The organism is Streptomyces yaizuensis (assembly GCF_034961445.1).
Lineage (GTDB): Bacteria > Actinomycetota > Actinomycetes > Streptomycetales > Streptomycetaceae > Streptomyces > Streptomyces yaizuensis.
The window spans coordinates 51,769-65,119 of record NZ_BSBI01000001.1 but is presented as its reverse complement, the minus strand read 5'-3'; the positions used below and the strand labels follow the sequence as shown (position 1 = coordinate 65,119).

General features: G+C 71.9%; 12 protein-coding genes and 1 tRNA gene. 4 read left to right on the top strand and 9 right to left on the bottom strand.

Annotated features, from left to right (window positions below; translation table 11 throughout):
• Positions 1-657: 657 nt before the first annotated feature.
• Both SYYSPA8_RS00270 and SYYSPA8_RS00265 read right to left on the bottom strand, forming a co-directional pair.
• Entirely contained in the window at positions 658-1,611 is a 954-nt protein-coding gene (locus SYYSPA8_RS00270) for a terpene synthase family protein (protein ID WP_323444800.1), read from the bottom strand.
• An 86-nt stretch (positions 1,612-1,697) separates the two neighbouring features.
• Complete coding sequence (locus SYYSPA8_RS00265; protein ID WP_323444799.1) at positions 1,698-2,336, bottom strand: HD domain-containing protein; 639 nt, start codon at positions 2,334-2,336, stop codon at positions 1,698-1,700.
• A 104-nt stretch (positions 2,337-2,440) separates the two neighbouring features.
• Between SYYSPA8_RS00265 and SYYSPA8_RS00260 the strand changes: the two genes are divergently transcribed.
• Positions 2,441-3,415 (top strand): GlxA family transcriptional regulator, encoded by a 975-nt coding sequence (locus tag SYYSPA8_RS00260; protein ID WP_323444798.1) that lies wholly within the window; start codon positions 2,441-2,443, stop codon positions 3,413-3,415.
• Positions 3,416-3,509: 94 nt separating this feature from the next.
• Here SYYSPA8_RS00260 and SYYSPA8_RS00255 read toward each other — a convergent pair whose 3' ends face one another.
• Positions 3,510-4,184, bottom strand: a complete 675-nt coding sequence (locus SYYSPA8_RS00255; protein ID WP_323444797.1) for a TetR/AcrR family transcriptional regulator — start codon at positions 4,182-4,184, stop codon at positions 3,510-3,512.
• Positions 4,185-4,487: 303 nt separating this feature from the next.
• On the opposite strand from SYYSPA8_RS00255, the gene SYYSPA8_RS00250 reads away from it, so the two are divergent.
• Positions 4,488-5,546, top strand: coding sequence for an alpha/beta hydrolase (locus SYYSPA8_RS00250; RefSeq protein WP_323444796.1), 1,059 nt, complete (start codon positions 4,488-4,490; stop codon positions 5,544-5,546).
• 560 nt (positions 5,547-6,106) lie between these two features.
• Here SYYSPA8_RS00250 and SYYSPA8_RS00245 read toward each other — a convergent pair.
• Positions 6,107-7,237 carry a methyltransferase domain-containing protein gene (locus SYYSPA8_RS00245; protein ID WP_323444795.1) on the bottom strand — a complete coding sequence of 377 codons (1,131 nt, stop codon included), beginning with the start codon at positions 7,235-7,237 and terminating at the stop codon, positions 6,107-6,109.
• 60 nt (positions 7,238-7,297) lie between these two features.
• Positions 7,298-7,876 carry a hypothetical protein gene (locus SYYSPA8_RS00240; protein ID WP_323444794.1) on the bottom strand — a complete coding sequence of 193 codons (579 nt, stop codon included), beginning with the start codon at positions 7,874-7,876 and terminating at the stop codon, positions 7,298-7,300.
• 225 nt (positions 7,877-8,101) lie between these two features.
• On the opposite strand from SYYSPA8_RS00240, the gene SYYSPA8_RS00235 reads away from it, so the two are divergent.
• Positions 8,102-9,142 (top strand): transcriptional regulator, encoded by a 1,041-nt coding sequence (locus tag SYYSPA8_RS00235; RefSeq protein ID WP_323444793.1) that lies wholly within the window; start codon positions 8,102-8,104, stop codon positions 9,140-9,142.
• Between the two features lie 486 nt (positions 9,143-9,628).
• Here SYYSPA8_RS00235 and SYYSPA8_RS00230 read toward each other — a convergent pair.
• A tRNA-Pro gene (locus SYYSPA8_RS00230) sits at positions 9,629-9,705 on the bottom strand.
• A 131-nt stretch (positions 9,706-9,836) separates the two neighbouring features.
• Between SYYSPA8_RS00230 and SYYSPA8_RS00225 the strand changes: the two genes are divergently transcribed.
• On the top strand, positions 9,837-10,364 hold the full coding sequence (locus tag SYYSPA8_RS00225; RefSeq protein WP_323444792.1) for a DUF309 domain-containing protein: 528 nt from the start codon (positions 9,837-9,839) through the stop codon (positions 10,362-10,364).
• A gap of 42 nt (positions 10,365-10,406) precedes the next feature.
• On the opposite strand, the gene SYYSPA8_RS00220 is transcribed toward SYYSPA8_RS00225, so the two are convergent.
• Genes SYYSPA8_RS00220 through SYYSPA8_RS00210 form a run of 3 tightly spaced genes read right to left on the bottom strand, consistent with a single transcriptional unit; the run spans position 10,407 to position 13,290 of the window.
• Positions 10,407-11,093 carry a LutC/YkgG family protein gene (locus SYYSPA8_RS00220; RefSeq protein WP_323444791.1) on the bottom strand — a complete coding sequence of 229 codons (687 nt, stop codon included), beginning with the start codon at positions 11,091-11,093 and terminating at the stop codon, positions 10,407-10,409.
• The gene (locus tag SYYSPA8_RS00215) at positions 11,090-12,535 is read right to left on the bottom strand and encodes a lactate utilization protein B (protein WP_323444790.1); all 1,446 of its coding nucleotides are present in this window, start codon (positions 12,533-12,535) and stop codon (positions 11,090-11,092) included. Before SYYSPA8_RS00215 ends, SYYSPA8_RS00220 begins: the two co-directional genes overlap by 4 nt.
• Complete coding sequence (locus SYYSPA8_RS00210; RefSeq protein ID WP_323444789.1) at positions 12,532-13,290, bottom strand: (Fe-S)-binding protein; 759 nt, start codon at positions 13,288-13,290, stop codon at positions 12,532-12,534. The genes SYYSPA8_RS00215 and SYYSPA8_RS00210 overlap by 4 nt, the downstream gene beginning before the upstream one ends.
• Between the last annotated feature and the right edge of the window lie 61 nt (positions 13,291-13,351).

Genomic DNA, 13,351 nt, shown 5'->3' with positions numbered 1-13,351 from the left:
CCCCTCCCGGCGGCGGAACCAAGGGAATGGCTGAAAACGCCGTGCTGGCGACAGGGTTGACATGAGGTGCGGAATCGGGCATTCGCCTCGGCCCGGCCGAGCGGCTCCGCATGCCGGGAGCCCGGCCCGTCCATCGGGACACGTCGCAGGCGGACCTGCGGGAACGGGCCCGGAGGCGGCGCCCCGCCACCCCCACCGACGCCGATGGGCCGTGCCGGGGTTGCCCCGCCAGGGAAACCCGCACCTCGACCATCGGCGACCTTCGGCCAGACTTCGGTGCCCTCGAAAATGACCGGCCGGACAAGACAACCTCCGGGGCCCGCACTCCCTCTCTCTTTGTGGCACGCGTCCCGCCCCGGGACAGGGAGGTGAGGAGAGGGAGGCACAGGGCGGCCGGGCCGGTTTCCGCTGTACGACTCGACAAGCCGACGTTTTCCGTAAGAGCGCCGCAGCAACGGCCGGTGACCGGACCGGAAATTCCCCCGGGAAATCCGATCGGGCCACCGGTACGTGATATTCACCGAACGAGCCGAAAGCGCCCGCGGGTATGAGTCGTGTCATTCGCGCGCACCATCGCCTCGCGCATTTTTCCCGGGAACCCGGTGCCGGCAGAACGCACGGATGTACACCGGGGCACGCCCGCAGCCGGTGGCCCTGTCAGGTCCCGTGGTACCGGCCGGTCGACAGCGACCAGGTCAGGTTGCCGCGCATCCATGACTCCAGGCCGGCGAGGTAGCGCTCCAGCTCGGGGCCGGCCGGGACCCGGGGGCGGAGGTCGCGATAGGCCACCACCTCGGCGTCGTGCATCCCGGCGGCGAGGTCGATCGCCTCCTGGACCGTGCCCCGGTCACGGCGGTGCAGCAGCGTGGGCAGGTTGACCGGGTGCCTGCTGCGGGCGGCCTCCTTCTCGTAGGAGTGGATGTCGTTGGCCCAGCAGACCACGTTGACGGCCCTGGCGGTCAGCTCCCGGACATCGGGGCGCGCCAGCTCGGTCGCCGGCAGCTCGAATCGGCCGATGACGTCGATCAGTGCCAGACAGGTCGGCACCGCGCCGGTGTGCACGCGCATGGCCGTGTACTCCTCGACGGTGGGCCACACCTCGTCCGCCCGGTTGACGGCCTCCCAGACCTGGGCGAACCAGTAACCCAGTACCGAGGTGACGAACCGGTCCACCTGCACCCGGCCGGCCACCGCCGTCAGCCGCCACCGCAGATCCCGCAGGGCCGCGGTGAAGGGATCCTCCTCGCCCACCGGTGTGCCCGGGTCCTGGAGGACCCGCAGGAAGGTCGCCAGACTCCGTGCCATCGGACCGGGTCGGGCCTCCTCCCCGCCCTCCTCCGAGCGGACGTCGTCGAAGGCGAACAGCCACATCTGCCAGTCGGCGTGCAGCTGCACCAGCGCCGTGTCGGCATGCGGTGTCGTACGGGATGCCTGCCAGCCGATCCCCGACCGGCCGAAGCGGGCCCGTACGGCGGGGTCGGCCAGGAGTCCGTGGGTGTCGAGCCAGTGCAGGGACGCACGGTCGATCTCGGCGGCGTCGGGATGGACATGGTCGGGGAAGGGGCAGTACAGCGCGGGAATCCGTAACGCCGTTGTCCTCGCTGATGTCATGCGGGCGCTCCGTGGTCAGTGGTGGCACGGCCCTGCCGGGGACGGGTCGCCCCTCCCCGGTGCCGCTGGAATGCGGGGTCCACGCCTCACTCCGGCCAGGCGGATTCCTTGATGACCTCGACGAAGTCACGGCGCACGAAACCGGGTACGCAGTGCGCCAGCACATCCGCCTTGACGTTGCCGAAGGTGGTGTCCGGGCGATCCTGGACGCCCTCGGCGAAGGCCGCGAGGATCCGGTTCTTGAAGTCCGGGCGCGGATGGGCCGCGACGACGGCGGCCCGCTGCGCCTCCGGCACCGCCGCGTACCCGATGCCGAGGACGTCCAGCTCCACGCCCCTCGTGACCAGGGCGATCTCCGGTGCCATACGCAGCGGGACCTCGGGGGTGGTGTGCAGGGCCACGGCGGTCCAGACCCGGTCGGCCGGTTCGCCGGTGATGCCGTGGGCGTGCAGGAACCGGCGGGCCTCGTCGGCGCCGTCGATCTCGAAGCGCTGATCGGTGCGACGGTGCCGCGCGGTGAGACCGAGGTCGTGGAACATCGCGCCCACGTAGAGCAGTTCCGCGTCGAAGGCGAGTCCCTGCTCACGCCCGCGCAGCGCACCCCAGAGGAACACCCTCCGGGAGTGGTGGAACAGCAACGGCCCGGCCGTCTCCCGCACCAGCTCGGTCGCTTCGCGCACCAGCGCGCTGTCCGGGATCCGTACCCCCGCGATCTTCTCGCTCATGGCTGTCCCTGTCTGTTCGCCGGATCGGTGGTGTGCCACCACCGTCCCCCGGCGGCCTACGCTGGGGCCATGTCCTCACAGCCAGAGAACCCCCGGATCCGGACATGAGGCCGGGACCGCGGCGGGTCGTCTTCGTGGTCTTCGACGGTGTGACCATGCTCGACGTCACCGGCCCCTGCGAGGTGCTGGACCAGGCGGGCCGCCTCGCCCGGCCCTACGACCTCGTCCTCGTCTCGCCGGACGGCGGCCCCGTGGCCGGCTCCGCCGGACTGGCGCTGACCGGCACGGTGACGGCGGCCGAGGCCGGGGTGCCGCACACCCTGGTGGTCGCCGGGGGCGACCGGCTCACCCGGCGGCCCATCGAGCGTGAGCTGCTCGACACCGCCCGTGCCCTCGCCGAGCGCGCGGAGCGGGTCGCGTCCGTCTGCACCGGCGCGTTCGTCCTCGCCGAGCTGGGTCTGCTCGACGGACACCGTGCGACGACCCACTGGCGCCACGCCGAAGCGCTCGCCCGCCGCTACCCCCGGGCGCTGGTCGAGCCCGACGCCATCCATGTCCGCGACGGGCGCTATCTCACCTCGGCGGGCGTCAGCGCCGGCATCGATCTCGCCCTCGCGCTGGTGGAGGAGGACCACGGCCCGGACGTGGCCCGGGCCGTCGCCCGGGAACTGGTGGTCTTCATGCAACGTCCCGGCGGACAGTCGCAGTTCTCCACCGCCCTCGCCACCCCGCCGCCCCACGGCGACCCGCTGCGCTCACTGATCGCCGGCGTGCTCGCCGACCCCGGGGCCGACCACAGCCTGTCCGCTCTGGCCGCGCGCGCCGCCGTCAGCCCCCGCCACCTGAACCGGCTCTTCCGCGACGGACTCGGCACCACGCCCGCCCGCTGGCTCGAACGGGTCCGCCTCGACCGGGCGCAGCAGCTCCTCCTCGACGGACACAGCGTCACTTCGGCCGCCCGCATCAGCGGTCTGGGCAGCGACGAGACCCTGCGCCGGGCCTTCGCCCGCCATCTGGGCACCACGCCGTCCGAGTACCGCACCCGCTTCCGCACGACCGGCCCGCCGGGCGGCATCTGAGGTCGCGCCCCTGCGGCCGGTCCGCCGAGGGGTCCGGGAACCGGCCGTGTCCGTGCCCCGGACCGTCACCGGGGCGCGGGGGGTCCGGCGGCGCCTACTCGGGCCTGACGATGCCCATCGCCCGCTCCACCACCTCGTTGCTCAGGCTCGGTGTCGCCAGGGAGGGGTCGTCGGGGCGGCGGCGAAGCCCGTTGAGGAGGACTTCGAGGTAACGGCGCCAGACATCCGGCTGCTGCCCCTGGGAGAACTGGGCAGCGGCGTGCAGCATGTGTTGAATGACGGGAATGTCGGAGGGAGTCACCTCCGGACGGAGGTCCCCGCTCGCCTGGGCCCGGAGGATCAGCGCTTCGAGGAAGGGCAGCATGTCGCCGCGTGCCGCGTCGATGGGCCCGGATGTGTGCGCGCCCAGCAGGAGCACCTCGTACAGACCGCGGTTCTCGGCGATGTCGGCCGTCGTCCCGGCGAGGAAGTCGACCAGGCCCTGCCAGGGGTCGGGGTGGGCGAGCGCGCTCTCGGCGGCCTTCTGACGCATCCGGAGATCCTGCTCGAACAGGGCCCGGATGAGCGCCTCCTTGGTGGGGAAGCGACGGTAGACGGTCCCGACGCCGACCTTCGCATGCCGGGCCACGTGGTCGAGCGTGACCCCGAGCCCCTGTTGGCAGAAGACCTCACGTGCCGCGTGGAGAATGCGTTCGCGGTTACGGGCGGCATCCCGCCGCAGCGGGCGCCCGCCCTCGACCGGATCGCTCTGCCGGGACCTCTCCGTCATGCAGCACAGGGTAGCCCTGCCGCCCGGACCCGCCCCCGGTGCCCCCGCTCGCGCGTGACCTGCCGCGCGTACCCGGCCGGGGCCGGGCGGCCGCGACCCGGCCCCGCCTCCGCCGTCTCCGGGCCTTCCCCCAGGGGGAGTCGAGGCCTGGCACTCCGACCGCGACGGTGCTACGGTTCCCGAACTGGAGATACCTTCTCCACTTACTGGGAGGTCACTATGGCTGTGCGTGGCAGGTTAGGTGCGATCGCAGGGGTCGTGGTGCTCGGTCTGGGCGCGACGGCATGCTCGTCCGCGGGGCCCGTGGCATCCACCGGAGCGCTGGGACTCGTGGCCGCGACGGCGGCGGCCGACTGCCCGGCGTCTCCCGTCACCCCCGGCCCGCCGCCCGGCACCTCCATTCCGATCGCGAAGACGGTCCTGCCGGCCAGTACGAGGTCCAGCACGGTCATCGTGCCGAACGGCCCGCAGATCCAGTGCGGCAGCACACAGGTGATCACGCGTCAGGACATCGTGTACGCGTCGCCCACCGCCGGGGGCCGGCAGGTCGACCTGAAGCTGGATCTTCAGATACCGCAGACGAGGGGTCCGAAGCCGCTGGTGGTCTACATCACGGGCGGCGGGTTCGTCATGGCGGACAAGAGGGGCAACCTCGCCCAGCGCACCTATATCGCCGAGCAGGGCTATGCCGTGGCGAGCATCGAGTACCGGACCACGCGGACCGGCTCCACCTACAGGGACGGCGTCGCGGATGTGAAGTCGGCGATCCGCTATCTGCGCGCCCACGCCGGTGAGCTGGGCATCGACGCGGACAAGGTCGCGGTCTGGGGCCAATCGGCGGGCGGCTACCTGGCGTCGATGACGGGCGCGACCAACGGCAGGGCCGAGTTCGAGCAGGGCGACAACCTCGACCGGAGCAGCGCCGTCCAGGCCGTCGTCGACCAGTTCGGCGCGGGCGACCTCGCCAGGATCGCCGACGACTTCGACGCGGAGACCAGGGCCGCGATTCTGGCGCCCGGCACCTCCGTCAACGCCTATGTCTTCGGCCCTGACTCCAGCGGAACCGTCGTGACGGACCCCGCCGCGAACGCCGCGGCGGACCCCGCCACGTACCTCAGCCGGTCATCGGCGCCCACCGTCCTGTTCCACGGCGACAGCGACCGCATCATTTCGTCCAGTCAGTCACTGATCAAGCTCGACGCCCTCAGAGGAAAGCACGTGGAGAGCGCCCGGTACCTCGTCAAGGGCGCCGACCACGGGGATCTGCCCATCCTCAACGATCCGGAGGCCGCCAGGATGTGGAGCACCCAGAAGGTGATGGGCACGATCACCCGGTTCCTGGACAGGAAACTCCAGGGCTGACCCCGTGGTCCCCGGTCCTCGGTCCCTGGTCCCTGGTCCCTGGTCCCCGAGAATGGCGGAAAGGCGGCAGCGGATTTCTCCGATACCGCCTACGACCTGCGAGAACGCTGGTCGGGACGACAGGATGTGAACCTGCGACCCCTTGACCCCCAGAAGTGAGAGTGAAGGACATTCTCAGGATAAAGCGGGCTTTAGTCAGGGTGTAGAGCGTGCACGTGGACAAGGCCGGAGGCGGCCGATCCCCGCCGTCACAGACTCCTCTGCATACTCCAGCTCCCTGTCGAACCTGGTCCGTCCCATCGCTCGTGCTTCTTTCACCCGTCGTATTCGTTCCGGGCACTCAAGACCCGGACGCAGATACGGTGACAAGCAGTCGCCGGCAGGAGGGATACCGGCCCCCGGCGGGCATCCGCCGACCGGAAGCCGAAGCCCCAGTCTCTCGGGTTCTACGATCTGCTCACGGTCCGAAGGGGGATGCGGCACAGGTGCCTGGGCAGACGCGGCACGGTGGTCAGTCCGCAGTGCCCCGGTGTCTGGGCACCGGGGCACTGCTGTGGATGTCAGAGCGTCCACACCGCAGGGGACGACCCCGTTCGCCTGATCGTGTGTGCACCGCAGGAGCTGACGGTGAGGGTGTAAGCACTGGGACCAGGTCGGTCGGCGGTGATCCATGATGCGGTGAGGTCCAGGCGTTCGGCCCAAAGGTCCCGGGGCCCAGCGTGGGTGATCGTGACCTGGCCGCCGTCAGGGGTGATCCGGGCCCATGACCCGCTTGGCGGGTGGACCAGGCCGAACACGGTGTGGCCGCCGGGGTCGAAGGTCATGGCGAGCACGTCGTGGTGCAGCATCCAGATCTCGTGGGCGGTGGCGTGGACCACCTCTTCGATGGGTACCCGGGCGGCTTCGGTCCTGCTGTTGCCAGCGCTGTTCATGATCAGGCCGGTGAACTGGTTCGCGGCAGGTGCCGTGTGGCCGGGGTGGGGGCGGGCACGCATGAACATGGCGTCGTCCAGAAGGAAGGAGCCCGATGCGCTCCCGTCCTCGTCCACGGTGAGAGTGGCTACTCCGTTGCCGATGTTCGTCACGATGAGCCCGCCGGAGCGGACCTGCTGGGGCCATGCGGTCGGGAGCCGGTCGACGCCGCAGGTGGCGAGGATCCCCTCGTACGGCGCTCCTCCGGCGTGGCCTTCGATGCCGTCGCCGGCCAGGACGAGGGGAGTGTGGCCGCTTGCGGCCAGGCGCTCGCGGGCGGCGGCGGTGAGGTCGGGGTCGACATCGATGCTGGTGACCTGGCCCGCGCCGAACCGGTGGCAGAGCAGGGCCGTGTTGTAGCCGGTCCCGGTGCCGATCTCCAGGACCCGCGCGCCGTCAGGGACGGTGAACGTCTCCAGCATGCGGGCCATGAGCGAGGGCTGGCTGGAGGAGCTGACGGGGGTTCCGGCGCTGTCCCTGCGGATGGTCAGGGTGGTGTCGGCGTAGACGGCGCCGAGATACCCAGGGTCGCCGGGTTCGATGTCGCGCCGGCCGTCCGGTCCGGCGATGGTGAACCGGGGGACGAAGACCTCCCGGGGAGTTTCGGCGAAGGCCGCGTGCCACGGGGAGCCCGGGGCCAGCGCGCCCTGGGCAGTGAGGGTGTCGGCCAGGCGTCGGCGGGCCTCGGCCGAGTCGGCGGGGACGATGCTCGTGGTCACGCGGTTTCTCCTTCTTGCAGAACGTCGGCGATGGCGCTGGTGATGGGGTCACGCAAGTGGTCAACAAAAGCAAACTGGCCATTGGGGTTGACGTCGACCGCGTACCACCCCCTTGGAGGTAACGAGAAAGTCCATGGCGACGTAGCGCAGGCGGAAGGCGGACATGAGCTGACGGACGCCGGTGCGTACGGTGTGGGGGATGTCGTCGCAGGTGGCGTAGGTGAGTGCGTCGTAGTCGCGGCGGAAGTCCACCCGGGACGCTTCCGATCCGGCGTGGATCTCCGCCGCAAAGAGATGGTCGTCCACGGCGGTGAGCCGTACCTCGTAGGCTTTGTCCACCCATGCCTGGAAGAGGTGGGCGGTGAGCTGGACGGCCGGGGTGAGCTGGTCGGCGGTGACCGGTGTTGTCCACAGGGCTCGCTGTCCGCCGGGGGCGGTGTTCCCCAGTGGTTTGTAGGCGGCCCGGCCGTCGGGGAGCGATGTGATGAACGAGCGGGCCTCGGCAGGGTCGTTGGTGATCAGGGTCGGGGGGACCCGGAGTCCGCTGCGGGCGGCCGTGGCGAGTGCCACCGGCTGGCAGTCGGCGACCGCGTTGTGGTGGGGGTGATTGATCCACGTGCAGGTCAGGGAGGTCAGCACGCCGCCGAGACCGGCACGGGCCTCGGCCTGGGCCCAGGCGGCGTCGTCGGTGGACAGGCCCGGATTCAGCCGGCTGCGGGAAGGCCGCCGGTAGTCTGCGAAGCGCTGGCCCGCCGGCTCGGTCGTCCGATCACCGTCGCCCAGGCCGGAATCGGCGCAGTTCCCGCCACGGCCACCGCATCCGGGGATACCGTTGCTGAACTGATCGAGCTGGGGAGCGCCGACATGGACCCTTCACGGCGAGCGGTACTCGGCGGCGCCGCCGGACTGTTCCCGACCGCCCTGACCATTCCTGGATATGCCGAAGCCGCCGATCGCTTCGATTCCTTCACCCGCAACCCGCGCGCACGGATCGGTCACGCGGAAGTGACCGCGGTGACGACGATGACCACCCGTCTGATCGGCATGGACGATCAGTTCGGCGGCCGGCACGCCCGGCCCATGGCCGCCGCGTTCCTGGTGAACACTGTGGCGCCCTATCTCAATGCAGCCGCTCCACCCGATGTCACCCGGGCCATGCTGTCCGCCGCGGCCGATCACGTCTATCTGACCGGTTGGATGGCCATGGACGAACGTGAGGACGGTCTCGCCCAGCGCTACTTCGTGAAAGCCCTCGAACTGGCCGCCGGCGCTCAGGACCAGCCCCGGTACCGCAGGGTCCTGCGGGGCATGAGTGTCCACTCCATCGACCAGGGCCACATCGCTCTCGCCGTCCGCACGGCCAACGCCGCCGCCCAGATCCTGCCCAAAGCCGACCCCCGCTTCGCTGCCTTCCTCTCAGGACAGCAAGCCCACGTAGCGGCTGCCAGCGGCGACAAAGCGGGAGCGCTGGCCAGCATGAGTCGCGCCGAGGCTGCGGTGGAGCGAGCCGAGCAAGAAGGAGACAACACCTTCGGGTCCTACACGCCCTCCGCTCTGCGCTACCACATCAGCGAGGTACGGGCCCACCTCGGCGACCTCTCCGGGTCCATCCGCGAAATGGAACAGGCACACCGGATGCGGGCGACCGGGCTGCGGCGCACCCGGATCCGCTACAACGCGCTCCTCGCCGAACGCAAACTTCACGCCGGACGGTTGGAGGAAGCGTGCCACTCCTGGCATGCCGTCCTCGACGAGTACCCCTACGTCCAGTCCGGACGCTGCGACGACCGATTCACCGCCATGGTTTCGGCCCTCCGTCCCCACCGGAACAATACCGGCGCCCGCCTCGTCCTCGACCGGGCCCGGGAGATCCAGAGCGGGCTGCGCCTCGACCCGCCCGGCTGAGCGTTGTCCATCTGACCCGGCCCCGGTCTGACCATCGCCCGCCTCTCCGACGGGATGACCGTCGGCCACCTCACACCCACATCGGCCGCCGTCCTCACCCAGGACGGGCAGCTCATCGCCGACGCCCCCGACTCTCCTTCCCTGACCGTGGTCCGGGACTGGATCACCGGCTGGAACACCGCCGGACGCTACTGGCAGGAACCCCTGTTCCTGTCACGGCCGATACCGGACCCTCCGCTGCCGAAAGGTGTACGGATCATCCCGGGTGAAGGGTGCAGCACCGGGGCATCCAGGCGTACATCGCCGGAGTCAGCCGCCCGCGCTGAACGCCCCGAAGGCCCGGCCCTGGCGCACCAGAGGGTGTGCTGGGAGCACGCGACCCTACTCTGCAACACCCTTGAGACCCGCTGGTCGCCAACTGGTCCCCAAGAAAACCGAAAGGCGGCACCGGATTTCTCCGATACCGCCTACGACCTGCGAAAACGCTGGTCGGGACGACAGGATTTGAACCTGCGACCCCTTGACCCCCAGTCAAGTGCGCTACCAAGCTGCGCCACGTCCCGTTCGCGTCCCCCGGCCTTGCGGCCCGGCGCGCAGAAGCAACATTACCGCACTTCCGGGATGGTTCGGGACGCCCGCCGCGCGGGGTGGCGGGCGGTGCGGGGCGAGGGCCGGGGCGCGGGAGAATCGGGGGGTGAGCCGAGAAGCGAGGGACCGGGACGACGAGGGGCGGGCGCGCAGCGCGCGGCCCCGGGACGGGCTCGGGCGGCCGCTGCCGTACGGGTCCGAGGGGGTGCCGAGGCAGCCCGAAGGGGTCGCGCGGCCGCCGCACGAGACGGTGGCCGAGGCGCAGCGACTGCTGGACGCGGGGATGCCGTTCCACGCGCACGAGGTCTTCGAGGACGCGTGGAAGACGGGTCCGGCCGGGGAGCGCGAGCTGTGGCAGGGGCTCGCGCAGCTGGCGGTGGGGCTGACGCACGCGGCCCGGGGGAACGTCCGGGGCGGGGAGCGGCTGCTGCTGCGGGGGGCCGCCAGGATCGCCGGGTACGACGATCCGTACGGTCTGGACGTGTCCGGGCTGACGGCGTGGGCGCGGGCGCTGGCCGCGCGGATCGGCGCCGGCCCCGGCCCGTCCGCTCCGGGCGCGGGTGCGGTGGCCGCCGTGGACGCGGCGGCCGAGGCACCGCGGCTGACCCGGCCGCCGCGCGCGCCCGGGCCCTGAGCACCGTCGGCCGGGTGACGGGCGTGGGAACCCGTGGCGGGGTCACGGGTTCCCTTCGGACAGCAGGATCACCTCCAGCCGCCGGGGCCCGTGCACGCCCTCGACCCGGTCGAGTTCGATGTCGCTGGTGGCGGAGGGGCCGGAGATCCAGGTGAGCGGACGGAGGGGGTCGAGCAGCGGCAGGGCCGCGGGCACGGACGCCACCAGCCGGCCGGGCACCGGCACCACGCACAGATGCAGATCGGGTACGAGGGTGAGGGCCCGGCGGCCCTGCCCCGGGCCCCCGTTCAGGACCAGCGTTCCGGTCTCGGCGATGGCGAGCGCGCAGCCGGTGAGGACGGCGTCGCAGCCGTCGAGCGCGGCGGCGGTGAGCGTTCCGTCGTCGCGGCGCTGCCCGGCGTCGGTGGCGGCCGTCCACCAGGGGGGCACCCCGTCGGGGACGACCAGGGAGCGGGCGCCGTGCCCGGCCAGTACCCGGGCGATCAGCGCGGGCAGCTCCTGGGGGGTGGCGCGGTGCACGGTGGCCCGGTAGTCGGTGAGGTTCCGCCGGAGGAGGTCGGCGAGGGCCGCCGGGTCGTCGCCGGAGTGGCCGGGGAGGTAGTCGCGGAGGACGGGCGGTGGTTCCGGGGCGCCGGCGACGGCGGAGCGGATCCGGGCGAGGATCCGCGTCCGCGCGCAGCCGCCGCTCGTCCCGGGCGCGCCGGCCCCGTGGTGCGCGTCCCCGGTCATGTGTCGCTCCCCGTCTCCGTGCGGTTCTTCCGCCACCAGTCGCGGAAGGACTGTTCGGGCAGCTCGGGCAGGTCCCGGCTGTCGGTCCAGGCGCCGGTGCCCGGCAGCCGCCGGGGCTGGACGCGGCGGGTCGCGTTGGCCAGCCGCTCCCCCGCCGCGAGCGCCCCGGGGTGGTCCAGGAGCCAGCCGGCGGCGCGGATCGCGGCCTTCTCCAGGCGGTGGCCGGGCCCGCCGCGCGTGGCGACCCGTTCCCGCAGATGGACCAGGATCCCGGGGATGTCGATGGCGACCGGGCAGACGTCGTAGCAGGCGCCGCAGAGGGAGGAGGCGTACGGGAGCGAGGCGTCGACGGGGTTGTCGACGCCCCGCAGTTGGGGGCTGAGGACGGCCCCGATCGGCCCCGGGTAGACCGTTCCGTACGCGTGGCCCCCGGCCCGTTCGTACACCGGGCAGACGTTGAGGCAGGCGGAGCAGCGGATGCAGCGCAGGGCCTGCCGGCCGATGTCGTCGGCGAGGACGGTGGTGCGCCCGTTGTCGAGGAGGACGAGGTGGAAGGCGCGGGGCCCGTCGCCGCCGGTGGTGCCTGTCCACATCGAGGTGTACGGGTTCATCCGCTCGGCGGTCGAGGAGCGGGGCAGGGTCTGGAGGAAGACTTCCAGGTCGCGCCAGGTCGGCACGGTCTTCTCGACGCCGACGACGGAGATCAGGGTGTCGGGCAGGGTCAGGCACATCCGGCCGTTGCCCTCGGATTCGAGGACGACGAGGGTGCCGGTCTCGGCGACCATGAAGTTGGCGCCGGAGACGGCGACCTTCGCCCGGAGGAACTTCTCCCGCAGATGGCGGCGGGCGGCCTCGGCGAGTTCGGCGGGGGTGTCGCCGAGGCCGTCGGGGGCCGGGCGGCCCCAGGCGCCCATGGTGGTGCGGAAGATGTCGCGGATCTCGGCCCGGTTGCGGTGGATGGCGGGGACCAGGATGTGCGAGGGCCGGTCGTCGCCGAGCTGCACGATGAGTTCGGCGAGGTCCGTCTCGTACACCCGGATGCCCTCGGCGGCCAGCGCCTCGTTCAGTCCGATCTCCTGTGTGGCCATCGACTTGACCTTGACGACCTCGTCCTCGCCGGTGGCGCGGACCAGGCCGGCGACGATCCGGTTGGCCTCGTCGGCGTCCTCGGCCCAGTGCACGGTGCCGCCGGCGGCGGTGACGGCGCTCTCCAGCTGTTCCAGGTAGCGGTCGAGATGGCGCAGGGTGTGGTCCTTGATCCGGCGGCCGGCCTCGCGGAGCTGTGCCCAGTCGTCCAGTTCGGCGACGGCGCGGGCGCGCTTGTCGCGGATGGTGTGGGTGGCGTGGCGCAGGTTGGCGCGGAGCACCGGGTCGCGTACGGCCTCGGCCGCCGCCTCGGGGAACGGGGGGAAGGCCGGCATGCCGAGGTCGGTCCGGGTCATGGCCGTGCCTCCTTCGGGTGGGGCGCCGTCCCGGGGGCGGGGGCGAGCGGATGGGGATGCTCCTCGGTGGCGGCCAGGATCTCCGCGAGGTGCAGGGGGACGAGCGGGGAGTCGGCGCGGCGCAGCAGGCCGCCGAGGTGCATCAGGCAGGAGTTGTCCGCGCCGCAGAGCACGCCGGCGCCGGTGGCTTCGGCGGCCCGGGTCTTGTCCCGGCCCATCGCGGTGGAGACGGCGGGGTTCTTGACCGCGAAGGTGCCGCCGAAGCCGCAGCACTCGTCGGCGCCGTCCAGTTCCCGCAGCCGCAGTCCGCGGACGGCCCGCAGCAGCCGCAGCGGGCGGTCGCCGAGGCGCAGGGCGCGTACTCCGTGGCAGGAGGGGTGGTAGGTGACGGTGCGCGGGAAGTACGCGCCGACGTCGGTGGTGCCGAGGACGTCGACCAGGAATTCGGTCAGCTCGTACGTCCGGGGTCCCAGGGAGCTTTCGCCGAACCGGGGGTAGTGCTCGCGCACCATCGCCGCGCAGGAGCCGGAGGGGGTGACGACGTACTCGTATCCGGCGAAGGCCCGCGCGGTGCGCCGGACCAGGGGGGCGGCTTCCCGCCGGTAGCCGGTGTTGAACTGGGGCTGGCCGCAGCAGGTCTGGGCGGCCGGGAAGTCGACCGCGACCCCGAGGCGTTCCAGGAGCCGTACGGTGGCGACGCCGGTGGACGGGTGGAGCGCGTCGTTGACGCAGGTGACGAAGAGGGCCACGCGCATGGTCGGAGGATAGTCGCCCGGCCCGCCGGGGCGGGGGGCGCGATCGCGCCGAGATCGGCAC